At 67.7% G+C, this 24,623-nt stretch carries 22 protein-coding genes; 12 read left to right on the top strand and 10 right to left on the bottom strand.

The annotated features are described in order from the left end of the window. Positions 1 to 35 precede the first annotated feature (35 nt). On the bottom strand, positions 36 to 800 hold the full coding sequence (gene rpsB, locus LPB142_RS09265; protein WP_156506887.1) for a 30S ribosomal protein S2: 765 nt from the start codon (positions 798 to 800) through the stop codon (positions 36 to 38). A 411-nt stretch (positions 801 to 1,211) separates the two neighbouring features. On the opposite strand from rpsB, the gene LPB142_RS09260 reads away from it, so the two are divergent. From LPB142_RS09260 to LPB142_RS09250, 3 genes are all read left to right on the top strand, one after another. After that, positions 1,212 to 2,120 (top strand): PfkB family carbohydrate kinase, encoded by a 909-nt coding sequence (locus LPB142_RS09260; RefSeq protein WP_071166200.1) that lies wholly within the window; start codon positions 1,212 to 1,214, stop codon positions 2,118 to 2,120. Next, entirely contained in the window at positions 2,117 to 3,031 is a 915-nt protein-coding gene (locus LPB142_RS09255) for a pseudouridine-5'-phosphate glycosidase (protein ID WP_071166199.1), read from the top strand. Before LPB142_RS09260 ends, LPB142_RS09255 begins: the two co-directional genes overlap by 4 nt. 67 nt (positions 3,032 to 3,098) lie before the next feature. Continuing rightward, positions 3,099 to 3,770 carry a DUF502 domain-containing protein gene (locus tag LPB142_RS09250; RefSeq protein WP_156894355.1) on the top strand — a complete coding sequence of 224 codons (672 nt, stop codon included), beginning with the start codon at positions 3,099 to 3,101 and terminating at the stop codon, positions 3,768 to 3,770. Positions 3,771 to 3,774: 4 nt separating this feature from the next. Here LPB142_RS09250 and LPB142_RS09245 read toward each other — a convergent pair whose 3' ends face one another. Together LPB142_RS09245 and LPB142_RS09240 are read right to left on the bottom strand one after the other, a co-directional pair. After that, on the bottom strand, positions 3,775 to 4,824 hold the full coding sequence (locus LPB142_RS09245) for a patatin-like phospholipase family protein (RefSeq protein WP_071166197.1): 1,050 nt from the start codon (positions 4,822 to 4,824) through the stop codon (positions 3,775 to 3,777). A 166-nt stretch (positions 4,825 to 4,990) separates the two neighbouring features. Then, positions 4,991 to 5,764, bottom strand: a complete 774-nt coding sequence (locus tag LPB142_RS09240) for a 3-hydroxybutyrate dehydrogenase (RefSeq protein WP_071166196.1) — start codon at positions 5,762 to 5,764, stop codon at positions 4,991 to 4,993. A gap of 402 nt (positions 5,765 to 6,166) precedes the next feature. Between LPB142_RS09240 and LPB142_RS09235 the strand changes: the two genes are divergently transcribed. The 3 genes from LPB142_RS09235 to LPB142_RS09225 all read left to right on the top strand — a co-directional run bounded on the left by LPB142_RS09235 (position 6,167) and on the right by LPB142_RS09225 (position 8,556). Beyond that, entirely contained in the window at positions 6,167 to 8,002 is a 1,836-nt protein-coding gene (locus tag LPB142_RS09235) for an extracellular solute-binding protein (RefSeq protein ID WP_071167201.1), read from the top strand. Continuing rightward, positions 7,999 to 8,115 carry a lipoprotein gene (locus LPB142_RS09230; protein WP_068766857.1) on the top strand — a complete coding sequence of 39 codons (117 nt, stop codon included), beginning with the start codon at positions 7,999 to 8,001 and terminating at the stop codon, positions 8,113 to 8,115. The genes LPB142_RS09235 and LPB142_RS09230 overlap by 4 nt, the downstream gene beginning before the upstream one ends. Before the next feature lie 120 nt (positions 8,116 to 8,235). After that, on the top strand, positions 8,236 to 8,556 hold the full coding sequence (locus tag LPB142_RS09225; protein ID WP_068766856.1) for a hypothetical protein: 321 nt from the start codon (positions 8,236 to 8,238) through the stop codon (positions 8,554 to 8,556). A gap of 141 nt (positions 8,557 to 8,697) precedes the next feature. On the opposite strand, the gene LPB142_RS09220 is transcribed toward LPB142_RS09225, so the two are convergent. Beyond that, positions 8,698 to 9,321 carry a helix-turn-helix domain-containing protein gene (locus tag LPB142_RS09220; protein WP_068766855.1) on the bottom strand — a complete coding sequence of 208 codons (624 nt, stop codon included), beginning with the start codon at positions 9,319 to 9,321 and terminating at the stop codon, positions 8,698 to 8,700. A 47-nt stretch (positions 9,322 to 9,368) separates the two neighbouring features. On the opposite strand from LPB142_RS09220, the gene LPB142_RS09215 reads away from it, so the two are divergent. The 3 genes from LPB142_RS09215 to LPB142_RS09205 all read left to right on the top strand — a co-directional run bounded on the left by LPB142_RS09215 (position 9,369) and on the right by LPB142_RS09205 (position 12,841). Beyond that, a complete protein-coding gene (locus tag LPB142_RS09215) occupies positions 9,369 to 10,901 on the top strand; it encodes a class I adenylate-forming enzyme family protein (RefSeq protein ID WP_071166195.1) in 1,533 nt (510 codons plus the stop codon). Next, positions 10,898 to 11,527 (top strand): DsbA family oxidoreductase, encoded by a 630-nt coding sequence (locus LPB142_RS09210; protein ID WP_071166194.1) that lies wholly within the window; start codon positions 10,898 to 10,900, stop codon positions 11,525 to 11,527. The genes LPB142_RS09215 and LPB142_RS09210 overlap by 4 nt, the downstream gene beginning before the upstream one ends. A 93-nt stretch (positions 11,528 to 11,620) precedes the next feature. After that, the gene (locus LPB142_RS09205; RefSeq protein WP_071166193.1) at positions 11,621 to 12,841 is read left to right on the top strand and encodes a multidrug effflux MFS transporter; all 1,221 of its coding nucleotides are present in this window, start codon (positions 11,621 to 11,623) and stop codon (positions 12,839 to 12,841) included. 145 nt (positions 12,842 to 12,986) lie between these two features. On the opposite strand, the gene LPB142_RS09200 is transcribed toward LPB142_RS09205, so the two are convergent. The 6 genes from LPB142_RS09200 to LPB142_RS09175 all read right to left on the bottom strand — a co-directional run bounded on the left by LPB142_RS09200 (position 12,987) and on the right by LPB142_RS09175 (position 20,874). Then, on the bottom strand, positions 12,987 to 14,546 hold the full coding sequence (locus LPB142_RS09200) for a trimethylamine methyltransferase family protein (protein WP_071166192.1): 1,560 nt from the start codon (positions 14,544 to 14,546) through the stop codon (positions 12,987 to 12,989). A gap of 69 nt (positions 14,547 to 14,615) precedes the next feature. Further along, positions 14,616 to 15,701, bottom strand: a complete 1,086-nt coding sequence (locus LPB142_RS09195) for an ABC transporter ATP-binding protein (protein WP_071166191.1) — start codon at positions 15,699 to 15,701, stop codon at positions 14,616 to 14,618. Then, positions 15,694 to 17,337, bottom strand: coding sequence for an alpha-glucosidase (locus LPB142_RS09190; RefSeq protein WP_071166190.1), 1,644 nt, complete (start codon positions 17,335 to 17,337; stop codon positions 15,694 to 15,696). Before LPB142_RS09190 ends, LPB142_RS09195 begins: the two co-directional genes overlap by 8 nt. Continuing rightward, positions 17,338 to 18,471, bottom strand: a complete 1,134-nt coding sequence (locus LPB142_RS09185; protein WP_071166189.1) for a carbohydrate ABC transporter permease — start codon at positions 18,469 to 18,471, stop codon at positions 17,338 to 17,340. It lies immediately after the preceding gene. Further along, on the bottom strand, positions 18,471 to 19,466 hold the full coding sequence (locus LPB142_RS09180) for a carbohydrate ABC transporter permease (protein ID WP_071166188.1): 996 nt from the start codon (positions 19,464 to 19,466) through the stop codon (positions 18,471 to 18,473). Before LPB142_RS09180 ends, LPB142_RS09185 begins: the two co-directional genes overlap by 1 nt. A 52-nt stretch (positions 19,467 to 19,518) precedes the next feature. After that, the gene (locus LPB142_RS09175) at positions 19,519 to 20,874 is read right to left on the bottom strand and encodes an ABC transporter substrate-binding protein (protein ID WP_071167200.1); all 1,356 of its coding nucleotides are present in this window, start codon (positions 20,872 to 20,874) and stop codon (positions 19,519 to 19,521) included. A 320-nt stretch (positions 20,875 to 21,194) separates the two neighbouring features. Between LPB142_RS09175 and LPB142_RS09170 the strand changes: the two genes are divergently transcribed. The 3 genes from LPB142_RS09170 to LPB142_RS09160 are packed head-to-tail and all read left to right on the top strand — an operon-like array spanning position 21,195 to position 24,537. Continuing rightward, on the top strand, positions 21,195 to 22,226 hold the full coding sequence (locus tag LPB142_RS09170) for a substrate-binding domain-containing protein (RefSeq protein ID WP_071166187.1): 1,032 nt from the start codon (positions 21,195 to 21,197) through the stop codon (positions 22,224 to 22,226). Beyond that, positions 22,223 to 23,563, top strand: a complete 1,341-nt coding sequence (locus LPB142_RS09165; protein WP_071166186.1) for a GH1 family beta-glucosidase — start codon at positions 22,223 to 22,225, stop codon at positions 23,561 to 23,563. The genes LPB142_RS09170 and LPB142_RS09165 overlap by 4 nt, the downstream gene beginning before the upstream one ends. Continuing rightward, complete coding sequence (locus tag LPB142_RS09160; protein ID WP_071166185.1) at positions 23,560 to 24,537, top strand: glucokinase; 978 nt, start codon at positions 23,560 to 23,562, stop codon at positions 24,535 to 24,537. The genes LPB142_RS09165 and LPB142_RS09160 overlap by 4 nt, the downstream gene beginning before the upstream one ends. Positions 24,538 to 24,623: the final 86 nt, after the last annotated feature.

The raw sequence follows: 24,623 nt of genomic DNA, 5'->3' as shown, positions 1-24,623 counted from the left end.
GACGCGCGAAAGGGGGGCCGAAGCCCCCCCGAGGCTCAGGCCTCTTCGGTAACTTCTTCGACCGGCGCGTCTTCGAGGGCGCCAAGGTCGACGCCGGCGGCGCCGAGTTGGGCCGACATGCCGTCAAGTGCGGCGCGCGAGACGAGGTCGCAGTAGAGCGAGATCGCGCGGGCGGCGTCGTCGTTGCCCGGGATGATGTAATCGACGCCCTTCGGCGAGCAGTTGGTGTCGACAACGGCGACGACCGGGATGCCCAGCTTCTGCGCTTCGAGGATCGCGAGGTCTTCCTTGTTCACGTCGATGATGAACAGCAGATCCGGCAGGCCGCCCATTTCGCGGATGCCGCCGAGCGAGGCTTGCAGTTTGACCTGCTCGCGTTCCATCTGCAGACGCTCTTTCTTGGTCAGGCCCTCGGCGCCGGCGGCGAGCACTTCGTCGATGTGCTTCAGACGCTGGATCGATTGCGAGACGGTTTTCCAGTTGGTGAGCGTGCCGCCCAGCCAGCGGTGGTTCATGTAGTATTGCGCGCATTTCTCGGCGGCGTCGGCGATGGCTTTCGAAGCCTGACGCTTGGTGCCGACGAAGAGAACGCGGCCGCCCTTGGCGACGGTGTCACGCACGACTTGCAGAGCCGCGTCGAGCATCGGCACGGTCTGGGTCAGGTCGACGATATGGATGCCGTTCCGCTCGCCATAGATGAACTCCGCCATGCGCGGGTTCCAGCGTTGCGTCTGGTGACCAAAGTGAACGCCAGCTTCGAGCAGCTGACGCATGGTGAAATCGGGAAGCGCCATGTCCATTTCCTTTCCGGTTTGCGCCTGAGCGGAGGTTCTGAGGGTTTGCCCCAACCGGTGGACCTGACCGGGATGTCTCCCCGGAAGGCCCGCCTCCGCCTGTGAAGTGCGCGCCGTATAGCCGCCGCCGCTGGTGCTGACAAGCCCCCTGCCCGGCCGAATACGCGGTTTTGCGGGCAGATTTTGCGTATTTTTGCCAAGAAGAAACGAAAGTCGCGGCCAACCCCAGCCCCTTTCATCTTGCCCCAAATATCCCGGGGGGCTTTCGCCGCCAGGCGAAGGCGGGGGCAGCGCCCCCTCGCGGGCGGGGCTTGCGCCGCCTTTCCCCTTGCGCGCGCCCGCATCTCCTTTCCTCTTGCGCGTGCCCGCACCGCCTTTCCCCTTGCGCGTGCCCGCGCGGGCAGGCACCAAAGGCTCATGACCCAGACACCCGACATTCTCTGCATTGGCTCGGTGCTGTGGGATATCATCGGCCGCGCGCGGCTTCATATGCGCGCAGGCTCCGATGTCCCCGGCCGGATCGAGCGCCTGCCCGGCGGCGTCGCGATGAATATCGCGATGACGCTCACCCGCTTTGGCCGTCGGCCCGCCGTGCTCACCGCGATCGGGCGCGACCGCGAGGGCGAGGAGCTCGTGCGCGCCGCCGAGCTTCTCGGCATCGACTGTAGCTTTGCCTATCGCTCCGAGGATCTGCCGACCGACAGCTATCTCGCCATCGAGGGCGCGAACGGGTTGATCGCGGCGATCGCGGATGCCCATTCGCTCGAGCGCGCGGGCGAGAAGATCCTGCGTCCGCTCGAGGATGGCCGTCTCGGGCGGCCCGGCGCGCCCTGGCGCGGGCCGGTGGCGCTCGATGGCAATCTCACCCAGGCGCTTCTGGCCGAGATCGCCGCCTCGCCGCTCTTCGCCGAGGCTGATCTGCGGGTGGCGCCTGCCTCGCCGGGCAAGGCCGAGCGCCTCGCGCCGCTGCTCGCCCATCCGCGCGCGACGCTCTATCTCAACCTCGAGGAGGCCGGGATCCTCTGTCAGGCCGAGTTTGCCACCGCCGCCGAGGCTGCCGAGGGGCTGATCGCGCGCGGCGCGCGCCATGTGCTCGTCACCGATGGCGGGCGCGCGGCGGCCGATGGCGCGGCCGAGCCGGGCGCGGGCCCGCGCGTGATCGAGGCCGCCCCGCCCGCCGTTCTCGTCACCCGCGTCACCGGCGCGGGCGATACGTTCATGGCCGCCCATCTCGTGGCCGAAGCCGCCGGCGCGCCTCGCGCCGAGGCCCTCACCCAGGCGCTCGCCGCCGCCGCCCGTTACGTCTCCGGAGATCTTGCCCTATGACCGCCCCCCTCACCTTCTCCCCCGAAGTTCGCGCCGCACTCGACGCAGGCCGCCCCGTCGTCGCGCTGGAATCGACGATCATCACCCATGGCATGCCCTATCCGCAAAATCTCGAGACCGCCCGCGCGGTCGAGGCCGAGGTGCGCGCCGCCGGCGCCGTGCCCGCCACGATCGCGGTGATGGGCGGCCATATCCATATTGGCCTGACCGAGGCCGAGCTCGAGCGCCTTGCCCAGGCCCAGGGCGTGATGAAACTCTCGCGCGCCGATCTCGCGGTCTGCCTCGCGGCCAATGCGACCGGCGCCACCACCGTCGCCGCGACGATGATCTGCGCCGCGCTTGCGGGCATCGCGGTCTTTGCCACCGGCGGCATCGGCGGCGTGCACCGCGGCGCCGAGGCGAGCTTCGACATCTCCGCCGATCTGGCCGAGCTCGGGCTCACCCCGGTCACCGTGGTCGCGGCGGGCGCCAAGGCGATCCTCGATCTGCCCAAGACGCTCGAGGTGCTGGAGACGAATGGCGTGCCGGTGATCGCCTATGGCCAGGATGAGTTCCCCGCCTTCTGGTCGCGCAGCTCGGGCCTCAAGGCGCCGCTGCGCGCCGATACCGCCGCCGAGATCGCCGCCGCGCACCGGATGCGCGCGCGCCTCGGGCTCGCGGGCGGCCAGCTGGTCGCGAACCCGATCCCCCCCGAGGCCGAGATCCCCCGCGCCGAGATCACCCCGGTGATCGAGGCCGCGCTGGCCGAGGCCGAGGCGCAGGGCATCGCCGCGAAAGCGGTCACGCCGTTCCTGTTGCAGCGGATCTTCGAGCTGACCGAGGGGCGCTCGCTCGCCTCCAATATCGCGCTGGTTCTGAACAATGCGCGCCTTGGCGCCGCGATCGCGGCAGAAATTGCGGCGCAGCGTTAGCGCCCCCATTGCGCCCGGCCCGGCGGCCCCCTAACTATCGCCTGAGCCGCGCGCCCCGAGGAGCATCATGACGCACACCGAGCCCAGACATCGCCGCAGCCTCTTTGCCGGGCTGCGCGCCTCTTTCCTGACCGGGCTCGTGGTGATCGCGCCGATCGGGCTCACCGTCTGGATCATGTGGACGGTGGCGGGCTGGGTCGATGGCTGGGTGCTGCCGATGGTGCCCGCCGCCTGGCAGCCCGAGCAATATATCGGCGTGAACCTGCGCGGCATCGGCGTGGTGATCTTCCTGATCTTCACGGTAGTGGTGGGCTGGCTCGCCAAGGGGCTGATCGGGCGCTCGCTCCTGCGCGCAGGTGAGCGGCTCGTCGACCGGATGCCGGTGGTGCGCACGGTTTATGCCGGGCTCAAGCAGATCGCCGAGACGGTGTTCTCGCAGGGCGAGACGAAATTCGACCGCGCCTGCCTCGTCGATTACCCGCACCCCGGGGTGAAGGCGATCGCCTTCGTCTCGGCCCGCGCCAAGGGCGAGATCGCCGCGCGCGGCACCCGGGAGGATCCGCTGATCACCGTCTTCATGCCGACGACGCCGAACCCGACCACGGGGTTCTTGATGTTCCTGCCCGAATCGCAGGTCGAATATCTCGACATGAGCGTCGAGGATGCGGCCAAGCTGATCATCTCGGCGGGCCTCGTCTACCCCGCGCCGAAAGAGGCCCCCGCCGCGCCGGCGCCCTGATCGCTCAGGAGAAGAGCGCCGCCAGATCGACCGAGGCGCGGGTGCCGAGATCGCCGGCATGGGCGGAGAGAAACCGATCCGCCGCCGCCTGACCGGCCGCCTTGAGCCGCTTGAGCGTGCCCTGCGTGGGCGTGACCTTCTCCGCCGCGCCAAGCTCGACCATCACCTCGTCATCGCCGACGATATGGATGAGCACATCCTTCATCGCCCCCGCAGGCAGGCGCTCCTCCGCGATCAGCCGGCGCACGAAGCTGATCGCACGCAGCTCGCGCAGCAGGCTCGAGTTGAAGGAGATCTCGTTGATCCGCTCCTCGATTTCGGCGGGGGTCTTGGGCACCCCCTCGCGCGCCATCGGGTTGATCGCGACAATCAGCACATCGCGCGGGAATTGCGGCTCGAAGAGCGGAAACAGCGCCGGGTTGCCGGTATAGCCGCCGTCCCAGAAGGCCTCGGTGCGCCCGGTCGTCTCGTCGAAGATCTCCACCGCGCGAAACAGCGTCGGCAGACAGGCCGAGGCGAGGATCGCCTGCGAGCTGACCTCCTTGCCAGAGAAGACGCGGATCTTGCCGGTGCGCACATTGGTGGCCGAGACGAAGAACTGCGGCCCACTCTCGGCGCAGACATGCTGGTATTCGAAGCGCTCGACGATCCGCTCGAGCGGGTTGACGTAAAACGGCCCGCTGTCATAGGGCGAGACCATCCGGGTGATCTGATCGACCCAGGCCGCGGGGCTGAAGGCCTGCATCCAGCGGCCGATCAGCTCGGGGTTGGGAAAGAGCGCCTGCACCCAGCTGTCGAGACGCAGATCATTGACCTCGGAGACCTGCGACCAGAGCCAGTCGAGGTTCTCTCGCGCGGCCATGCGCCCGCCCTTGGCCCCGCCGCGCGCAAGCCCCGCCTTCAGCGCCGCGCCGTTGAGCGCCCCCGCCGAAGTGCCCGAAATCGCGTCGATCTCGAGCCAGCTCTCATCGAGCAGCCGGTCGAGCACGCCCCAGGTGAACGCCCCCAGGGCGCCGCCGCCCTGCAGGGCGAGGTTGATATGCCGGGTTTGCATCGTCGGTCCTTCTGACAAGGGGCGCAGGGGGCGCTGCCCCCTCTGCCTGCGGCATTCACCCCCGGGATATTTATGGCAAGATGAAAGGTCGCCGTTTCATCTTGCCATAAATATCCCGGGGGGAGCCCGGAACGGGCGGGGGGCAGCGCCCCCCTCGCCCCGCGTCTCAGAGCGCGGTCCAGCCGCCATCGACCGAGATCGTGGTGCCGGTGATCTGGTCTGCCGCGGCCGAGCACAGGAACACCGCCGTGCCGCCGAGCTGTTCGACGGTGGCGAATTGCTTCGAGGGCTGGCGCGTCAGCATCACCTCGCGGATCACCGTTTCGCGGTCCATGTTGTGCACCTTCATCTGATCGGGGATCTGCGCCTCGACGAGCGGGGTGAGCACATAGCCCGGGCAGATCGCATTGGCGGTGATCGGTTCTTCGGCGGTTTCGAGCGCGGTGACCTTGGTGAAGCCGACGACGCCGTGTTTGGCCGCGACATAGGCCGATTTGAACGGCGAGGCGGTCAGCCCATGCGCCGAGGCCACGTTGATCACCCGCCCCCAGCCCGCTTCGCGCATCTTCGGCAGCGCCGCCGCCGTGGTATGGAAGGCCGAGGACAGGTTGATCGCGATGATCCGGTCCCAGGTCGCGGGCGGGAAGCTCTCGATCCCCTCGACATGCTGGATGCCGGCGTTGTTGACCAGGATATCGCAGCGCCCCGCCTGTTCGATCAGCGCCCGGCATTCCTCGCCCTTCGACATATCGGCCTTGACATAGCGCGCGCTGACGCCGAATTCGGCGCCCAGATCGGCGGCGAGCTTGTGGTCTTCCTCCCGGTCGGTGAAGGAGTTCAGCACCACATCCGCCCCCGCCCGCGCCAGTTCGCGCGCGATGCCAAGGCCGATCCCCGAGTTCGACCCGGTGATGACGGCGGTTTTTCCCTTCAGGCTCATGACGGCCTCCTTTGCTGTCTGTCGTTGCCTTGGACATTAGCCCGAAGCGGGCGCGCGTCCATGCCCCAATCACACAGTTGTGGTTCGCCTTTGCGCAGGGCTTCGGCCAGAACGCCCCCCGCGCCCCTCAGCGCGGCCCCTCAGGGCGGGCGGTCGGGGCGGGCGGCCTTGCCCCTGCCCCGGCCGGTCCTGCGCCCGGCCTCCCCTCAGCGCCAAAAAAAACGCCCGCTCGAGGCGGGCGTTAAGTCATGAGGCAGGTTTCATACAGGCAAGAAACCTATCGAGCAGTGAGATCTTTATAAGCGTTTCATCGCCGGCTTGAAAGGGAAAAGTTTGCGCCCGCCCGCCGGCGCGGCTAGCTTCCTGCCTGAAATTGCAGGCAAACCGGGGATTGTTGCGATGATGCGATCTGTTTTTTTCCGCGCCGTGAGGGCGGGGGCGCTCGCGCTGGCCCCTGTATTTCTTGGGTCGGTAGCGGTTGCAGGGCCGGGGCTCGGCCCCCAGCCCGCGATTGCGATGTATGGCGCGCCCGCCCTGCCCCCGGATTTCGATCATTTGCCCTATGCCAACCCCGAGGCGCCCAAGGGCGGGCGGATAAGGATGGGCGAATCGGGCAGTTTCGACAGCCTCAACCCCTGGATCTTGCAGGGCCGCCCCGCGGCGGGCATCGCCTCTTATGTGACCGAATCGCTCATGGCGCGCTCAATCGATGAGCCGTTCACGCTTTACGGGCTCCTGGCCGAGAGTATCGAGACCGATGCCGAGCGCTCCTGGGTCGAATTCACCCTGCGCCCGGAGGCGCGGTTTTCCGATGGCCAGCCGGTCACCGTCGAGGATGTGATCTGGTCCTACGAGACGCTCGGGCGCGACGGCCACCCGCGCTATCAGAACGCCTGGCGCAAGGTCGCCCGGATCGAACAGACCGGTCCCCGCAGCCTCAAGATCACCTTCACCGAGCCCGACCGGGAGCTGGCGCTCTTGATGGGGATGCGCCCGGTTTTGCAAAAGGCGCAATGGGCGGGGCATGAGTTTGCCACCGAGACGCGGCTCGTGCCGGTGGGCTCGGGGCCCTACAAGGTCGGGCGCGTCGAGATGGGCCGCTTCATCAGCCTCACGCGCGACCCGGCCTGGTGGGGGGCTGCGGTGAATTTCAACAAGGGGCTGCACAATCTCGACGAGCTGCGCTGGGATTATTTCGGCGATGGCGGGGTGGTGTTCGAGGCCTTCAAGGGCGGCGAGATCGACCTCTTCCGCGAGACGAACGCCGCGAAATGGGCGCGCGATTACGGCTTCCCGGCGGTGCGCGAGGGGCGCATTACCCTCTCCGAGATCCCCCATCAGCGCCCCTCGGGGATCACCGGGCTCGTGATGAACACCCGCAAGCCGGTCTTTGCCGATTGGCGGGTGCGCGAGGCGATGATCCTGGCCTTCAACTTCGAGTTCATCAACAAGACGCTGAACGGCGGGGTCGAGCCGCGGATCACCTCCTATTTCGCCAATTCCGCGCTCGCGATGCGGCCGGGGCCGGCCGAGGGGCGGGTGGCCGAGCTGCTCGCGCCCTTCGCCGCCGCGCTGCCGCCCGGCACGCTCGAGGGTTATGCGCTGCCCGCCTCGGACGGCTCCGAGCTCAACCGCGCCAATGCGCGCAAGGCGATGAAGCTCCTGCGCGAGGCGGGCTGGACGGTCGATGACGCGGGCGTGCTGCGCGATGGCGCGGGCGCGCCCTTCCGCTTCGAGATCGTGCTGCAACAGGGCGCGGCCGAGACCCAATCGATCGTCGATATCTATGTCGAGGCGCTCAGACGGCTCGGCATGGAGCCGCAGGTCACCACCATCGACGACGCCCAATATCAGGCGCGCACCAATGCCTATGATTTCGATATGGCCTGGTACACCCGCGCGCTCTCGCTCAGCCCGGGCAATGAGCAGATGCTCTACTGGGGCGCGCGCGGGGTGAGCGAGCCGGGTTCGCGCAACTGGATGGGGATGAAGTCGCCCGCGGCCGAGGCGATGGTGCAGGCGATGCTGACCGCGACCGATGCCGAGGAGTTCACCGCCGATGTGCGCGCGCTCGACCGGGTGCTGACCGCGGGGCGCTATGTGATCCCGACCTGGTATCCGGCGGTTTCGCGCCTCGCGCATAACCGCGCCCTTCACTTCCCCGCGCGTCTGCCCTTATATGGAGACTGGCCGGGCTTTCAGCCCGATGTCTGGTGGTATGATGAGGCAGAGCAATGAAAAAACTCCTCCTTCTGGCCGCCCTCGCGGCGGGTCTGGCGGGCTGTAACACGGTGGCGGGCGTGGGCGAAGATGTCTCGGGCACCGCCCGCACGGTGCAGGGCTGGCTCTGAGGCCGGGTATCAATTGATTCAGATTGCGGCGCGATTTCCCTTTTCTCGCGCGGCGTCCGGACGCAAACTTGGGCTGTGCCCGCCTGGGAGGGGCGGCGTCGCCGAGGGAAGGAGACTGCGATGAAATGGCAGCATGTTCAGGAAAATTGGCCGGCCTTTGCCGAGGCGATCCTCGATCGCTGGCCCGAGGCCGATGAGGCCGAGCTCGAGGCGATCGACGGCGATCAGCGCGCCTTCATCGGCTATATCGCCGAGCTGACCGGCCAGGAGCCCGGCGAGGCGCGCGACGAGATCCGCGAATGGCTGGTGGGGGAATTGCCCTCCGATGTCGTCATGGACCCGCGCCACGACAACCATTCGATCGCGCTCTCGGCGAAATATGTCAACGAAGGCGAGGATGAGTTCGACGACGATTCCCGCTTTGGCGACGACGACGCCTGAGACATCGCGCGCAGGGGGCGCTGCCCCCTCGGCCCTGCGGGCCTCACCCCCGGGATATTTGCACATCGTTGAAGGGGGAGATCCTGCGTTTCAACGATGCAGAAATATCCCGGGGGGCAGCGCCCCCTCCGCCGGCCTCCCTCAGCTCAGCGAGGTGACCCAGAGCACGCTCGCATCCTCGGGGCTGACCGAAATCAGGTTGTGCCCCATCGTTGCGTCATAATAGGCGCTGTCGCCGCGCTTGAGCTCGACCGGCTCGTAGAACTCGGTGAAGAGCTTCACCACCCCGGTCAGCACGAGCAGGAATTCTTCGCCGTCATGGCGCACCCAGCCGTTGAACTCCTCGACCGAGCGGGCTCGGATCCGCGCGCGATAGGGCAGCATTTTCTTGGTGCGCAAGGGGCTTGCGAGGAGCTCATGTTCATAGGTCGTGGTGATATGGGCCTGGCCCTCGCCCATCTTGGTGACCGCCATCCGCCCCGTCACCTGGCCCGCGGCGGGTGGCGTGAAGAGCTGCGGCACCGAGATCTCGAGCCCCTCGGCGAGCTTTTTCAGCGCCTCATAGGTCGGGCTCATCAGCCCGTTTTCGATCTTGGAGAGCGTCGAGCGCGCGAGCCCCACCGAGCGCGCCGCCTGTTCGAGCGTCCATCCCCGCGCCAGCCGCAGCTCGCGCACCCGTTGCGCGAGATCGACCGGCTGGGGCGCGATTTCCTCGCCGTTTTCCCGCGCGATGCGGATGATTTTCGCCTGTTCGATCTCGCCCATCGCGGCCTCCGGCTTGCATCGGCAGGCCCCAGCCACTAGCAGGAGGCATGCTCTCTGTCCATGCCTCGCCCGCCCTGCCCGCCCCGCCCGGCCGCTTCAACCTCGCGGCCCATGTGCTGGCGCGCGCGCCTGCGCTCGGCGAGCGCTCGGCGTTGCAGATCCTGCGCCCGACGGGGGCCGAGCGGTGGTCCTATGCGCGGCTCGAGGCGGCGGTGCGCGGTGCGGGCACGGGGATGCTGGCGCGTGGCCTTGTCCCCGGCGACAGGGTGCTCTTGCGGCTCGGCAATACGCCCGAGTTCCCGGTGGCCTTTCTCGGCGCGATCGCGGCGGGGCTCGTGCCGGTGCCGACCTCGGCGCAGCTCACCGCGCCCGAGATCACGAAGCTCGCCGCCGAGCTCGCGCCCGCGCTGGTGATTGCGGGGGACGGGATCGCGCGGCCCGATCACCCCGCGCCGGTGCTTTCGGAGGCCGAGCTGCGCGGCTTCGAGGCGCTCGCGCCCTGCGCCTATGATCTGGGCGCACCCGATCGGCTGGCCTATCTCGTCTATACTTCGGGCAGCTCGGGCCGGCCGCGCGCCGTGATGCATGCCCATCGCGCGATCTGGGCGCGGCAGATGATGCATCAGGGCTGGTATGGGCTCGCCGAGACCGACCGGCTGATGCATGCGGGCGCCTTCAACTGGACCTATACGCTCGGCACCGGGCTGATGGACCCCTGGAGCCTCGGCGCGACCGCGCTGATCCCGGGGGCGGGTGTCGGGGCGGAGGCTCTGCCGCTCCTGATGCGCCGCTTCGATGCGACGATTTTTGCAGCTGTTCCGGGGGTTTACAGGCAGATCTTGAAGCATCACGAGCACCTCGCTCTGCCGAAACTCCGCCATGGGCTGAGCGCGGGCGAGGCGCTGCCGGGCTCGGTGCGGGCGCGTTGGCGCGAGGCCACCGGCACCGAGATCCATGAGGCGCTCGGCATGTCGGAATGTTCGACCTTCATCTCCGGCGCGCCGGGCCGGCCCGCGCCCGAGGGGGCGATGGGCTATCCGCAGGCGGGCCGCCAGATCGCGGTGCTGGGCGCCGAGGGCGCGCCGGTGCCGCGCGGCGCGGGCGGGGTTCTCGCCGTCCACCGCTCTGACCCGGGGCTGTTTCTGGGCTATTGGGGCGCGCCCGAGGAGACCGCGGCGCGCTTCACCGCCGATGGCGCGTGGTTTCTGACCGGCGACAGCGTGGCCATGGCCGAGGAGGGCGCGATCACCTATCTTGGCCGCGAGGATGACATGATGAACGCGGGCGGCTTCCGGGTCTCGCCGCTCGAGGTGGAGGCGGCGATGGCGGGCTGCCCGGGCGCGGGCGAGGTCGCGGCGGTGGAGATCCGGGTGAAGGCCGAGGCCTCGGTGATCGCGCTGGCCTGGACGGGCCCGGCCACCGAGGCCGAGATGGTCGCTCAGGCCGAGGCGCAGCTCGCGCGCTACAAGACCCCGCGGCTCTGGCGGCCGATACCCGCCCTGCCGCGCAACCAAAATGGCAAGATCGACCGCCGCGCGCTGCGCGTGGAATGGTCTCAACTTCTCGGTGCAAACCCATGATTACGCTCGATATCTTTGCGGACCCCGTCTGCCCCTGGTGCCTGATCGGCAAGGCGCGCCTCGACCGCGCGCTCGAGGCGCGCCCCGGCCACCCCTTCGCGATCCGCTGGCAGCCCTTCCAGCTCAACCCGACGATGCCCGAGACCGGCATGAGCCGGCCCGCCTATCTCGAGGCGAAATTCGGCCGCGAAGGCGCCGCGCGCGCCTATCTCGAGGTGCTCGAGGCCGCCAAGGATGCGGGCGTCACCCTCGATCTCGCCGCGATCCAGACGATGCCCAACACGTTCGATGCGCACCGGCTTCTGCATTGGGCCGAGCTCGAGGGCCGTCAGACGCCGGTGATGGCGGCGCTTTTGCGCGCCTATTGGCGCGAGGGGCGCGATATCGGCGCGATCACTGTGCTCACCGAGATCGCCGCCGAGGCCGGGATGGACCGCGCCCTCGTCGCGCGGCTGCTCGACGGCGCGGCCGATGTCGAGGAGATCCGCGCCCGCGAGGCCCATGCCCGCGAGCGCGGCGTGCGCGCGGTGCCGACCTTCATCCTCGACAACCGCTATGTTCTGGCCGGCGCGCAGCCGACCGAGACCTGGCTGCAGGTGATCGACGAGCTTGCCGCACAGGGTTGAGGGCGGCTGAGCGCTGATGCACAGCGCGCGGCGGAATGGGCTCTGGCCCTCGCAGCGCGAGAGATTATGGTGGCGCCAAACAGGAGCCCCCCGATGTCCGCCCCCTCCCCCCGCGGCGCGCCTGAGCGTCGCCTTTCGCTGCCCGAATTCACCGCCATGCTCGCCGCGCTGACGGCCACCGTCGCTTTCTCGATCGATGCGATGCTGCCCGCGCTGCCGCAGATCGCCCAGACGCTTTCGCCGGGCGATATCAACCGCGCCCAGCTCGTGCTCACCGCCTTTGTGCTCGGCATGGGGCTTGGCACCTTCCTGATCGGGCCGATCTCCGATGCGCTCGGCCGCAAGCGCACCCTCGCGGGCGGCATCGTCGTCTATATCCTCGGCGCGCTCCTTGCCACGCAGGCGCAAAGCCTCGAGGCGCTGCTCGCGGCGCGGGTGTTGCAGGGGCTGGGCGCCTCGGCGCCACGGATCGTGCCGATGGCGCTGGTGCGCGATCTCTACGCCGGGCGCGAGATGGCCAAGGTCACCTCCTTCATCATGATGATCTTCATCCTGGTGCCGGCGCTGGCGCCCTCGATCGGGGCGGTGATCATCGGCTTTGCCGGCTGGCGGGGGGTGTTTTTCGCCTTCGTGCTGTTCGGGCTGCTCGGCATGAGCTGGGTGGCGCTGCGCCAACCCGAGACGCTGCGCCCCGAAAACCGCCGCCCGCTGCGCCTTGCGCCGCTCTACGCGGGCGCGCGCGAGGTGCTGGCCAGCCGCGAGGTGCGGCTCTACACGGTGGTGATGACGCTCGGCTTTGGCCAGATGTTCGCGCTCTTGTCCTCCTCGCAACAGCTCTTCGCGGCCTATGGGGTGAGCGAGAGCTTCCCGAAATGGTTCGCGGCGATGGCGCTTCTGGCGGGCTCGGGCTCGGTGCTGAACGCGCGCTTCGTGATGCGGCTCGGGATGCGGCGGATCGTGTCGATGGCCTATTGGATGCAGGTCGTGGTGGCCGGGGCGATGATCGTGCTGCTCGCGCTCGGGCTCACGCAAGGGGGCTTCGGCTTTGCCGCGATCTTCCTCTGGGCGGTCAGCCTGTTCTTCATGGCGGGCGTCACCTTCGGCAACCTCAATGCGCTCGCGATGCAGTCGATGGGCCATCTCGCCGGGATGACGGCCTCGGTGGTGAGCGCGCTCTCGACCTTCGGCGCGGTCCTGATCGCGGCGCCGGTCGGGCTGATGTTCAACGGCACCGCCTGGCCGGTGGTGGGCGCGGCGCTGATCTGCTCGCTCATCGCGGCGCTCCTGATGCGACGGGCGAGCGAGCCGAACTGAGCGACGAAAAAAGGGGGCGCTGCCCCCTCGCCCCTGCGGGGCTCACCCCCGGGATATTTGATCATCATTGAAGGCAGGCCTTTCAACGATGGATAAATATCCCGGGGGGGCGAAGCGGGGGGCAGAGCCCCCCTCCCCGGGTTTTTCACATGAAGGCGTCGGGCACGGCGGCCTTTTTCTTCGCCACATATTCGGCCAGCGCCTCGGCCACGCCCGGGTCGATCGCCGGGGCCTGGAACTCGCCGAGCATCTTCTTCACCCGCGCCGAGGCGAGCGTCGAGGTGTCGCGCGCGCCCTCTTCTTCCCAGGTCTCGAAGGGTTTGTAATCGAGCAGGTCGGTCTTCCAGAAGGCCGATTTGAAGTTCTCCTGGGTGTGGCCGCAGCCGAGGAAATGCCCGCCCGGGCCGACCTCGCGCAGCGCGTCCATCCCCTGCCCGTTCGCGCTCATGTCGATGCCTTGCGAGAGCCGCTGCAGCGCGCCGAGCTGATCGGCATCCATCACGTATTTCTCGTAGGAGGACACGAGCCCGCCCTCGAGCCAGCCGCAGGCGTGGAGCATGAAGTTCACGCCGGCCAGGAGGCCGATGTTGAGCGTGTTCGCGGTCTCATAGGCCGCCTGGGCATCGGGCAGTTTCGAGCCGCAGAACGAGCCCGCCGAGCGGAACGGCAGCCCCAGACGCCGGGCGAGCTGGCCCGCGCCCAGCGTGATATGGGCGGCCTCCGGGGTGCCGAAGGTCGGCGCGCCCGAGTTCATGTCGATCGAGGTCACGAAGGCGCCGAAGATCACCGGCGCGCCGGGGCGGATCAGCTGGCTGTAGGCCACGCCCGCCAGAACCTCGGCCAGAACCTGGGTCAGCGTGCCCGCGACCGTCACCGGCGCCATCGCGCCGCCGACGATGAAGGGCGAGATGATGCAGGCCTGGTTCGCGCGGGCATAGACTTCGAGCGCGCCCATCATCACCGAATCGAAGGTCAGCGGCGAGTTGATGTTCACGAGCGAGGTCATCACCGTGTTCTGATCGACGAAGTCCGAGCCGAACAGGATCTTCGACATCTCGACCGAATCCGCGGCGCGCGAGGGCTCGGTCACCGAGCCCATATAGGGCTTGTCGGTGAGCATCATATGCGCGTGCAGCATGTCGAGGTGACGCTTGTTCACCGCCACATCGGTCGGCTCGCAGACGGTGCCGCCCGAGTGGTGGACATATTTCGACATATGTCCAAGTTTCACGAAATTCCGAAAGTCCTCGATCGTCGCATAGCGGCGCCCGCCTTCCAGGTCGCGCACGAAGGGCGGCCCGTAAACCGGCGCCAGCACAAGGTTTTTCCCGCCGATGGTGACGTTGCGCTCGGGGTTGCGGGCGTGTTGGACAAATTCGCGCGGCGCGGTGGCGCAGAGTTTGCGCGCCAAGCCCCGGGGGATCCGCACCCGCTCGCCCTGCACATCGGCGCCCGCCGCACGCCACAGATCGAGCGCGGCCGGGTTCTCGACGAAGTTCACGCCGATCTCTTCGAGCACCGTCTCGGCGTTATGCTCGATGATCTCGAGCGCTTCCTCGTTGAGGATCTCGAGATTGGGGATCCTGCGCTCGATGAAGCGCGCAAATTCGATCTTCGGCGCGGTGCGCTCCGCCCGCCGTGCCGCCCCGCCGCCGCCGCGTGCCCGACGACCTGCCCCCGCCGATTGCTCTGCGATCTCGTCCATGAAGTCCTCCGGTGAAACTTTTCCCCGTTTTACCCCGCGCCGCCGCCCGGCCATGCGCGGATTGCGACTTCAGCGGTAGAGAAGCGACCGCCCGCCCGCGAAAAGATGCACCTTGGCGGGGTCGGCGGTGAGCGACACGCTGTGCCGGCGCAGCCCGGTGTGGATGCCGGGCAGCTTCGCGATCAGCGCGGGCGCGCCCGGGGCGTGGAGGAAATGCAAAAGCGTCACCTCGCCGAGCGCCTCGACCATATCGACCGTGCCGGTGAAAATCGCCGCGCCCGGGGTCGGCACGAGATCCTCGGGGCGCAGCCCGATATTGACCGCGCGCCCGAGATCGCCCGCCGCCGTCGGCACGCTCGAGACCGCCTCCCCGCCGCCGGCAAGGCGCACCCGCGTTTGCGCCCCGGTCGCGATGATCTCGCCGGGCAAGAGGTTCATCTGCGGCGAGCCGATGAACTGCGCGACGAATTCATCGACCGGGCGCTCGTAGAGCTCGAGCGGCGTGCCGACCTGCGCGATGCCCTTGTTGGCGAGCACCACGATCCGCGAGGCGAGCGTCATCGCCTCGACCTGATCATGGGTCACATAGATCATCGTGCGCCCGGGCATCGCCTCCTTGAGCTGGGCGATTTCGAGGCGCGTGGCGACGCGCAGCGCCGCGTCGAGGTTCGAGAGCGGCTCGTCGAAGAGATAGACCTTCGGGTCGCGCACGATCGCGCGGCCGATCGCGACGCGCTGGCGCTGGCCGCCCGAGAGCGCCTTGGGCAGGCGATCAAGATAGGGGGTGAGTTGCAGCATCCCGGCGGCTTTCTCGACCGCCGCGGTGATCTCGGCGCGCGGTTTGCGCGCGATCTTCAGCGCGAATTCCATGTTCTCGCGCACCGTCATATGGGGGTAGAGCGCGTAGCTCTGGAACACCATCGCGATCCCGCGCGAGGCGGGCGGCACGTCGTTGACGCGCGCCCCGTCGATGAAAAGCTCGCCCCCCGAGATCTTCTCGAGCCCCGCGATCATCCGCAGAAGCGTCGATTTCCCGCAGCCCGAGGGCCCGACGAAAACGATCAGCTCGCCCGCCTTGATCTCGAGGTCGATGTCTTTCAGGATCGAGACCTCGCCATAGGATTTCGCGAGTTTGCGCAGCGAGAGATCAGCCATGGCGGCCCCCCTGGTTGAGCAGGAGCGAGGGCTGCCAGGGCCCGAGATGCAGGCTGTGATCGGGCAAGGGCCGGGTCGAGCCGAGCTCGCCGCCGATCGTGACCCAATCGCCCGCGGGCACGGTGGTCTCGGCGGGCGCGTCGGAGAGGTTGAAGAGGCACAGGATCTCTTCGCCCTCGACGCTCCGGCGGAAGCTCAAGACCGCGCCGCGCACTTCAACCTCTTTCATAACTCCGGCCCGCAAGGCCTTGTGATGTTTACGAAAAGCCACGGCACGGCGGTAGTGGTGCACGAGCGCGGCGGGGTCGGCCTCGGCCGCATCGGCGGCGAGGCCGTAATGCGCCGCGGCCACCGGCAGCCAGGGTTTGGCGGGCGAGAAGCCGGCGTTCACCGCGTCCTTCTCCCAGGCCATCGGCGTGCGGCAGCCATCGCGGCCCTTGAACTCGGGCCAGAACTCCTTGCCATAGGGGTCTTGCAGGTCTTCAAAGGCGATCTCGGCCTCGGGCAGGCCGAGCTCCTCGCCCTGATAGAGGCAGGCCGAGCCCTTGAGGCACATCAGGAGCGTCGTGTAAGCCCTTGCCGCCGCGGCAGAAAGACCCCAGCGCGAGAGATGGCGCACGACATCGTGGTTGGAATAGGCCCAGCAGGGCCAGCCCCCCGGCGCGGCGCGTTCGAGATCGGCGAAGACCCCGGCGATATAGGCCGCCGAGAGCGGCTCATGGCCGGACAAGAGCTCGAACGCATAGGACATCTGCATCTTGTCCTCGCCCGAGGTATACTCGCCCAGGATCTCGAGCCCGCGCTGGCTATCGCCGACCTCGCCCACCGCGGCGGCGTTGTAGCCGTTCATCAGCGTGCGAAGTTTGCGAAGGAATTCAACGTTCTTCGGGTGGTTCTTGTCGTAGATGTGGCGCTGGTGGTTATAGGGGTTCACCTTCGGCGCGGTCTGGTCGTTGCGCTCGTCTGGCGGCAGAGGCGGATTGTCGCGCAGATGCTCGTCATGCATGTAGAAGTTGATCGTATCGAGCCGGAAGCCATCGACCCCGCGGGTGAGCCAGAACTTCGCGACCTCGAGGAGCGCGTCCTGCACCGCCGGGCAATGGAAATTCAGATCGGGCTGCGAGGTCAGGAAATTATGCAGGTAATATTGTTCGCGCCGCGCATCCCACGCCCAGGCCGAGCCGCCGAAGATCGACAGCCAGTTGTTCGGCGGCGTGCCATCGGGTTTGGGGTCGGCCCAGACATACCAATCGGCCTTTTCGCCCGTGCGCGCCTTGCGGCTCTCGGAAAACCAGGGGTGCTGGTCGGAGGTATGCGAGAGCACGAGGTCGATCATCACCTTCAGCCCGAGCGCATGGGCCGTGGCGATCAGCTGGTCGAAATCGGCGAGGCTGCCGAACATCGGATCGACATCGCAATAATCCGAGACATCATAGCCGAAATCGCGCATCGGCGAGGTGAAGAACGGCGAGATCCAGATCGCATCGACGCCGAGGCTGGCGACATGGGGCAGCCGGCGCACGATGCCCAGGAGGTCGCCCACCCCGTCGCCATTCGTGTCCTGAAAGCTGCGCGGATAGATCTGATAGATCACCGCGCCGCGCCACCAATCGGGATCCTTGCGGAGCATGGTCATTCAACCCCCTTTCACCGAGCCGGCCAGCAGGCCGCGCACGAGGTATTTCTGCATCGCGAAGAACACGCCAAGCGGCACCGCGATCGAGACAAAGGCCGAGGCGGCGAGGATTTCCCAATCGCCCCCGCGTGAGCCCAGAAGTTCGCGCAAGACGCCGGTCATCACAAGCTGATCGCGGCGGTTGCCGAGGAAAACGGTGGCGACGAGCAGATCGTTCCAGACCCAGAGGAACTGGAAGATCGCGAAGCTCGCGAGCGCGGGGAAGCTGAGCGGCAGGATGATCCGCCGGAAGATCTGAAACTCGGTCGCGCCATCGACGCGGGCGCTCTCGATGATCTCCCTGGGCAGGCCGACCATGTAGTTGCGCAGGAGATAGATCGCGAGCGGCAGGCCGAAGCCCGTATGCGCGAGCCAGATCCCCATGTAGCCCTTGCCGAGCCCGATTTCGTTGTGGAATTTCAGGAGCGGGATCAGCGCGAGTTGCAGCGGCACGACGAGGAGCCCGACCACCGCCGCGATGATCAGCGCGCGGCCCGGGAACTGCATCCAGGCGAGCGCATAGGCCGCGAAAGCCGCGATCAGGATCGGGATCACGGTGGCGGGGATGGTCACGGTGAAGGTGTTGAGAAACGCCTGGCCGAGCCCCTCGGCGCCGATCACGCGGGCGTAATTCTCGAGCGTCATCCGCGGCGGCGTGACGGTGGTGACGAAAATCCGCATCCCGCGGGCCTCGGTGAAGGCGGCGGGCGCGCTCAGCCGATAGGCTCCGTCCGCCGCCACGGAGAGCGTCGCGCCGTCTTTCAGCTCGGCCACCTCGCCCGGCGCAAAGGCCGCCGGCGCGCGCGCGCTCACCCCCCAGGCCGAGAGGCTTTGCCCGGGCGCGAGCACATGGCCCGCGATGACGTAGAGATCGCCCTCGCGGATCTGCTCGCCCGCGCCGCCCGCGCGCACGAAATCCGACGCCTCCGACGACAGCGCCGCGCGCCACCAGCCCGAGGTCACGATCTGGTCGCGGTCGCGGAAGGAGGAGACGAGCAGCCCGAAGGTCGGGATCGTCCAGAGCACGACGAGAAGCGCCGCCGCGAGGTTCACCGCCCAGGTGAGATGGGCCTTTTGCCCGGCCATCTGGCTCATCACGACATCTCCCGCCGGGCGTTGCGGATGTTCCAGATCATGATCGGCGTGACGAGCGCCATGATCACCAGCGCAATCGCCGAGCCGCGGCCGTAATCGGGGGCGCCGCGGAACATCCAGTCATACATGAGATTGGCGAGCACCTGGGTTCCCCATTGGCCGTTCGTCATCACGAAAACGATGTCGAAGACCTTCAGCACGACGATGGTGATCGTGGTCCAGACGACCGCGATCGTGCCCCAGATCTGTGGCACCTTGATCTGGAAGAACACCTGCCAGGGGCTCGCGCCATCGAGCACCGCGGCCTCGAGCGTCTCCTCGGGGATGCCGCGCAGCGCCGCCGAGAGGATCACCATGGCAAAGCCGGTCTGGATCCAGATCAGCACGACCATCAGGAAGAAATTGTTCCAGAAAGGCAGGGTGAGCCAGGTCTCGGGCGGGTGGCCGAGCGCGGTCCAGATCGCGTTCAGCAGGCCGATCTGATCCTGACCCTCGGCGCGGAAATCATAGATGAACTTCCAGATCACCCCGGCGCCGACGAAGCTGATCGCCATCGGCATGAAGATCAGGCTTTTGGCGAGATTGCCCCAGCGGATCCGGTCGGTGATCTGCGCGGCCAGCAGGCCCAGCACCGTCGCCGCGCCCGGCACGATCAGGAGCCACAGCAGGTTGTTGGCGAAGGCCTCGCGGAATTTCGCATCCTCCAGAAGCCAGCGGTAATTGGCGAGCCCCACGAAATGGCGGCTGTCGGCGTCTTGCAGCGAGCGCAGGACCGAGGAGAAGACCGGGTAGACGAGGTAGAGCGCGAGGAAGAGCACCGCCGGGCCGATGAAGAGCCAGGGCCGGACGAGGTTCGCGCGGGTGATATTGCGCCCGGCATGGGCCCCGCGCGGCGGCAGCGCGAGGTCAAGCAGCCCGTTTGCGCCCCAAAACCACGCCACGCAGCCAAAGACGCCCGCGACGATCGTGGTGGTGGCGTAAAGCAATTGGTCCATGGCGCCCTCCCCGAGGGCCCGCTCCGGGGTCCGGCACGGGCGGCGGCGGTGGTTACTTCAGCGTATCCCAGGTGGTCTGGATGGATTTCGCGACCTCTTCGGCCGGTTTGCCGCCCGCGTAATCGACCATGCCGGTCCAGAAGGCGCCCGCGCCGATCGCGCCGGGCATCAGATCCGAGCCATCGAAGCGGAAGGTCGTGGCGTTGAGCAGGATCGCGCCCATTTTCTTCAGCGTTTCATCGCCATAGACCTCGGGGTTGACCGCCTTGTAGGGGGTGACGAAGCCGGTCTGCGCCATCCAGATCTCATGCGCGATCGGGCTTTCGAGGAAGCTGATGAAGGCGTCCGCCGCCGGGTTGTCGGTCATTTTCGCAAACATCGTGCCCGCGCCGAGCACCGGCTGGCCGAGATCCTGGCTCGCATAGGCCGGGAAATAGAAGAAATCGGCGTCCTGGCCGATCACCGTGCCCTCGGGGAAGAACGAGGGGATGAAGCTCGCCTGGCGGTGCAGGTAGCATTGCGGGGGCGCGGCGAAGAGCCCCTTCGGGCTGTCGCGGAAATCGGTCGAGGCGACGGCGCCCGCGCCGCCTGCGACGAATTTGTCATTGCGCGCGAACCAGCCGAAATCCTCGATCGCGGCGATCACCTTCGGGTCGTCGAATTTCAGATCATTGGTCGTCCAGGCGTCGTAATCGGCGGGGCTGTTGAGGCGCAGCATGAAATCCTCGACCCAATCGGTCGCGGGCCAGCCCGTCGCGCCGCCCGAGCCGAGCCCGATGCACCAGGGCGTGCCGCCATCGGCGACGATCTGCTCGGTGAGCGCCTTGAGATCCTCCATCGTCTGCGGCACCTCATAGCCCGCATCGGCGAAGTTTTCCGGCACATACCAGACGAGCGATTTCACATCGGCCTTGAAGGGGAAGGCATATTGATGGCGCGCGCCATCGGGGCCCGGGTAATTGCCGTAGGCCGCCCAGCTCTCGCCCGCGGCGTAGTTTTGCTTGATCCAGTCCTCGGTGCCTGCGGCGAGCGGTTTGAGATGGCCCTTGCGCGCCAGATCGGCCGCAAGCCCCGGCTGCGGGAAGATCGCGACATCAGGCGGCGAGCCGGCTTCGGCGTCGATCACGATCTGCTGCTCGAAACTGTCGGAGCCCGAATAGTCCACCTCGACCCCGGTCGCGGTCTCGAAATAGGCCAGAACGCTTTCCACGAGATCCTTGTCGGCCGAGAGCCAGGGCCCGAGCACGGTCAGCTTCTGGCCCTTCAGATCCATGGATTTCAGCGCCTCATAGGAAGCCCAGTTGAAGCGCGCATCCTCCCCGGGCGGGAATTTCAGCTCGCCCGCGGTGGCAGCGCCCGCCAACAGCGCCAGCGCCGCGGCAGAGAGGTGGAGCGTTTTCGTCGGCATCATCAAGCAGTCCTCCCAGACCGGGGCGCGCGGAGGGCGCCCTCGCATGTGTGCTGCAACTTTGGCGGGAAATTGCCCCCGAAGGCCAAAGCGTTTTGGATGCCTGAGCCTCCCGCATCGGGGCGCGAAAGTCAATCGGCGCCTTTGCCGCATGCGCAAGATAAGACGGGGAAATCGCCTTCGCATCCGCAGCATCCCGGCGCGGCCGTCATGCTGCGGTGCAGGAATTGACCGGCGCGGGGCGAGGGTATAATTTGAAAGGACATCAAACCGCTTTGAGAGCCGTTTGAAGGCGCGTTCCGGTTGATAGGGCCCCTCCGATGACCTTGAAAGAGCTTGCCAATCTGCTTGGCCTTTCGCCGACGACCGTGAGCCGCGCGCTCAACGGCTACCCCGAGGTCAATGCCGAGACGCGGGCGCGCGTGGCGGCCGCCGCGCTGGCCCACAACTACCGCCCCAACACCCAGGCCAAGCGCCTCGCCACCGGCCGCGCGATGGCGATCGGCCATGTGATCCCGATCTCGATCCGCCATGAGATCGTGAACCCGGTCTTTGCCGATTTCATCGCCGGCTGCGGCGAGATCTATGCCCAGCAGGGCTATGACATGGTGCTGACCATCGTCCCCGATGCCGATGAGGCGCGCGCCTATCGCGAGGTGCGCTCGAAGGGCAATGTCGACGGGATGATCGTGCATGGCCCGCGGCTGAATGACCCGCGGATCGCGCAGCTCACGGAAATGGGCCTGCCCTTTGTCGTCCATGGCCGCGCGATGGGGGTCGAGACGCCCTATTCCTGGGTCGATGTGAACAACACCCGCGCCTTCACCCGCGCGACCGAGTTTCTCGCCGATCTCGGGCATCGGCGGATCGCGCTGATCAACGGCATCGAGGAGATGGATTTCGCCGCGCGGCGCCGGCGGGGGTTTGAGCGCGCGATGGCCGAGCGCGGGCTCGAGGTGGACCCCGCGCTGATGGTGGCGGGCGAGATGACCGAGGCGCAGGGCTATGATGCGGCGCGCGCGATGCTGGCGCGCCCGGCGCCGCCGACGGCGTTTCTGACCTCGTCGCTCCTTTCGGCGATGGGGGTGCGGCGCGCGGTCGAGGCGGCGGGGCTGCGGCCCGGGCGCGAGGTCTCGATCGTCACCCATGATGACGAGCTCGGCTTCCTGAAGAACGGCGCCGAGGATCCGGTCTTCACCGCGACGCGCTCCTCGGTGCGCGAGGCGGGGCGGCGCTGCGCGCGGATGCTTCTGGAGATGATCGCGCAGGGCGAGCGCGCGCCGCGCCACGAGCTTCTCGAGGCGGTGCTGGTTGTGGGCCAGTCGAGCGGCCCCTGCCCGGTGCGGCCATGAGCGGCGCCGCGCTGCCGCCCCGCGCGGCCTTCCCCGCGGGCTTTCTCTTCGGCACCGCGACCTCGGCCTATCAGATCGAGGGCCATGGCTTTGGCGGCGCGGGCCAGACGCATTGGGACACTTTCGCCGCCACGCCAGGCAATGTCACCCGCGCGGAAAACGGCGCGCGGGCCTGCGATCATTACCACCGCTGGGCCGAGGATCTCGATCTCGTCGCGGGCGCGGGCTTTGATGTCTATCGCTTCTCGACCTCCTGGGCGCGGCTCCTGCCCGAGGGGCGCGGGCGGGTGAACCCCGAGGGACTGGCCTTCTATGACCGGCTGATCGACGGCATGCTCGCGCGCGGGCTGAAACCGGCGCTGACGCTCTATCATTGGGAGCTGCCGGCCGCGCTCGCCGATCGCGGCGGCTGGCGCAACCGCGAGATCGCCGATCATATCGCCGAGTTTGCCGAGATCGTGGGGCGCGCCTATGGCGACCGGCTGTGGTCGGCCGCGCCCTTGAACGAGCCTTATTGTGCGGGCTGGCTTGGCCATTTCGAGGGGGTTCATGCACCGGGCCTGCGCGATATCCGCGCCACCGCGCGCGCGATGCATCACCTGCTTCTGGCGCATGGCCGGGCAATCGAGGTCTGGCGGGGCCAAGGGCTGCAAAACCTCGGCGCGGTGTGCAATTTCGAATATGCCCTGCCCGCCGATGAAACCCCTGAGGCCGCGGCGGCCGCGCGCCGCTATGATGCGATCTACAACCGCTTCTTTACCGAGGCGCTGTTTCTGGGCCGCTACCCCGAGGAGGTGCTCGAGGGCTTTGCGCCCCATCTGCCCGCGGGTTGGGAGGCGGATTTCGCCACGATCCAGGCGCCGCTCGACTGGTTCGGGCTGAATTATTACACCTGCGCGCGGATCGCGCCGGCGCCCGGGCCCTGGCCCGCGCTTGGCACCCGCCCGGGCCCCGGCCCGAAGACCGAGATGGGCTGGGAGATCTGCCCCGAGGGCCTCGGCGCCTTTCTGCGGCGCATCGCGCGCGACTATACCGGCGCCCTGCCCCTCTATATCACCGAAAACGGCATGGCCGCGCCCGACCGGGTGATGGATGGCGCGGTGGAGGATGCCGACCGCATCGCCTATACCGCCGCCCATTTGGCCGAGGCGCGCGCGGCGATTGCGGCGGGGGTGCCGCTGCGGGGCTATATTGCCTGGTCGCTTCTCGATAATTACGAATGGGCCCTCGGCTATGAGAAGCGCTTCGGCCTTGTCCATGTCGATTTCGAGAGCTTGCGACGCACCCCGAAGGCGTCCTATCACGCCTGGAGAACGGCATTGGAGACGCGCGCATGAACGATCAGACCCGCCTGAGCCTTCTGGCCGATATCGGCGGAACGAATACCCGCGTGGCGCTGGCCGAGGGCGGGCGGCTCCGGCCCGAGACGATTGCGCGGTTCACCAACGCCGGGCGCGCGAGCCTCGAGGAGGTGCTGGCCGAATATTGCGCCGCGCGCGAGATCGGTGCGCTGGCGGGGGCTTGCGTGGCGGTGGCGGGGCCGGTCGCGGTCGATGGTTCGAGTGCTGTGATGACCAATCTCGATTGGCAGATCCGCGCCGAGCGGATCGCCGAGGTCACCGGCGCGGGGCGCGTGGCGATCCTCAACGATCTGCAGGCGCAGGGCTATGCGCTCGGCCATCTGGCGCCGGGTGCGACGCGCGTGATCCTGCCCGGCGCGCCCGCGCCGCGCGCGGCGGGGCAGCTCGTGATCGGGCTCGGCACCGGCTTCAACGCGGCGCCGGTGCATGAGGCGCATGGGCTGCGCTTCGTCGCGGCCTCGGAATGCGGCCATATCTCGATGCCGGTGCAAAACGCGCGCGACATGGCCTTGATGCATTATGTGCAGGGCAAGCATCTCTTCGCCTCGGTCGAACATGTGCTCTCGGGGCGCGGCTTCGAGCGGGTTTACGGCTTTGTCACCGCCGAGGCCGGCACCGAGACGCTGCGCGCGGCGGCCGAGATCATGGCCGGGCTCGAGGCGGGCGAGGCGCTGGCGCAAAGCGCGGGCCGGCTCTTCGTGCGGATGCTCGGGATGACGGCGGGGGATCTGGCGCTCGTGCACCTGCCCTTCGGGGGGATTTACCTTTGCGGCGGCGTCGCGCGCGCCTTCACACCCTGGCTCGAACGATTCGGCTTTGCCGAGGCCTTCCATGCCAAGGGCCGATTCTCGGAAATGATGGAAAAATTTCCGATTTCCGTGATTGAAGACGATTATGCCGCGCTCACGGGCTGCGCGGCCCATCTCGAGACGCTTGCCGCGCGAAAATAACCGCGTGCGTCAAACCAATCTTAACTGGTGGCGGGTTAAGCCTCTTTCATCTGGAATGAAAGGGGAACACGGTGCGCCTTTTCCTG

The organism is Rhodobacter xanthinilyticus, from assembly GCF_001856665.1.
GTDB classification, from domain to species: Bacteria; Pseudomonadota; Alphaproteobacteria; order Rhodobacterales; family Rhodobacteraceae; genus Rhodobacter; species Rhodobacter xanthinilyticus.
The sequence above is the reverse complement of the archived record's forward strand: the minus strand, read 5'-3'. Positions and strand labels throughout refer to the sequence as shown.

Coding starts and splice junctions, on each gene's coding strand:
- rpsB (WP_156506887.1), bottom strand. CDS start 800: ATGGACATGGCGCTTCCCGATTTCACCATGCGTCAGCTGCTCGAAGCT.
- LPB142_RS09260 (WP_071166200.1), top strand. CDS start 1,212: ATGACCCAGACACCCGACATTCTCTGCATTGGCTCGGTGCTGTGGGAT.
- LPB142_RS09255 (WP_071166199.1), top strand. CDS start 2,117: ATGACCGCCCCCCTCACCTTCTCCCCCGAAGTTCGCGCCGCACTCGAC.
- LPB142_RS09250 (WP_156894355.1), top strand. CDS start 3,099: ATGACGCACACCGAGCCCAGACATCGCCGCAGCCTCTTTGCCGGGCTG.
- LPB142_RS09245 (WP_071166197.1), bottom strand. CDS start 4,824: ATGCAAACCCGGCATATCAACCTCGCCCTGCAGGGCGGCGGCGCCCTG.
- LPB142_RS09240 (WP_071166196.1), bottom strand. CDS start 5,764: ATGAGCCTGAAGGGAAAAACCGCCGTCATCACCGGGTCGAACTCGGGG.
- LPB142_RS09235 (WP_071167201.1), top strand. CDS start 6,167: ATGCGATCTGTTTTTTTCCGCGCCGTGAGGGCGGGGGCGCTCGCGCTG.
- LPB142_RS09230 (WP_068766857.1), top strand. CDS start 7,999: ATGAAAAAACTCCTCCTTCTGGCCGCCCTCGCGGCGGGTCTGGCGGGC.
- LPB142_RS09225 (WP_068766856.1), top strand. CDS start 8,236: ATGAAATGGCAGCATGTTCAGGAAAATTGGCCGGCCTTTGCCGAGGCG.
- LPB142_RS09220 (WP_068766855.1), bottom strand. CDS start 9,321: ATGGGCGAGATCGAACAGGCGAAAATCATCCGCATCGCGCGGGAAAAC.
- LPB142_RS09215 (WP_071166195.1), top strand. CDS start 9,369: ATGCTCTCTGTCCATGCCTCGCCCGCCCTGCCCGCCCCGCCCGGCCGC.
- LPB142_RS09210 (WP_071166194.1), top strand. CDS start 10,898: ATGATTACGCTCGATATCTTTGCGGACCCCGTCTGCCCCTGGTGCCTG.
- LPB142_RS09205 (WP_071166193.1), top strand. CDS start 11,621: ATGTCCGCCCCCTCCCCCCGCGGCGCGCCTGAGCGTCGCCTTTCGCTG.
- LPB142_RS09200 (WP_071166192.1), bottom strand. CDS start 14,546: ATGGACGAGATCGCAGAGCAATCGGCGGGGGCAGGTCGTCGGGCACGC.
- LPB142_RS09195 (WP_071166191.1), bottom strand. CDS start 15,701: ATGGCTGATCTCTCGCTGCGCAAACTCGCGAAATCCTATGGCGAGGTC.
- LPB142_RS09190 (WP_071166190.1), bottom strand. CDS start 17,337: ATGACCATGCTCCGCAAGGATCCCGATTGGTGGCGCGGCGCGGTGATC.
- LPB142_RS09185 (WP_071166189.1), bottom strand. CDS start 18,471: ATGAGCCAGATGGCCGGGCAAAAGGCCCATCTCACCTGGGCGGTGAAC.
- LPB142_RS09180 (WP_071166188.1), bottom strand. CDS start 19,466: ATGGACCAATTGCTTTACGCCACCACCACGATCGTCGCGGGCGTCTTT.
- LPB142_RS09175 (WP_071167200.1), bottom strand. CDS start 20,874: ATGCCGACGAAAACGCTCCACCTCTCTGCCGCGGCGCTGGCGCTGTTG.
- LPB142_RS09170 (WP_071166187.1), top strand. CDS start 21,195: ATGACCTTGAAAGAGCTTGCCAATCTGCTTGGCCTTTCGCCGACGACC.
- LPB142_RS09165 (WP_071166186.1), top strand. CDS start 22,223: ATGAGCGGCGCCGCGCTGCCGCCCCGCGCGGCCTTCCCCGCGGGCTTT.
- LPB142_RS09160 (WP_071166185.1), top strand. CDS start 23,560: ATGAACGATCAGACCCGCCTGAGCCTTCTGGCCGATATCGGCGGAACG.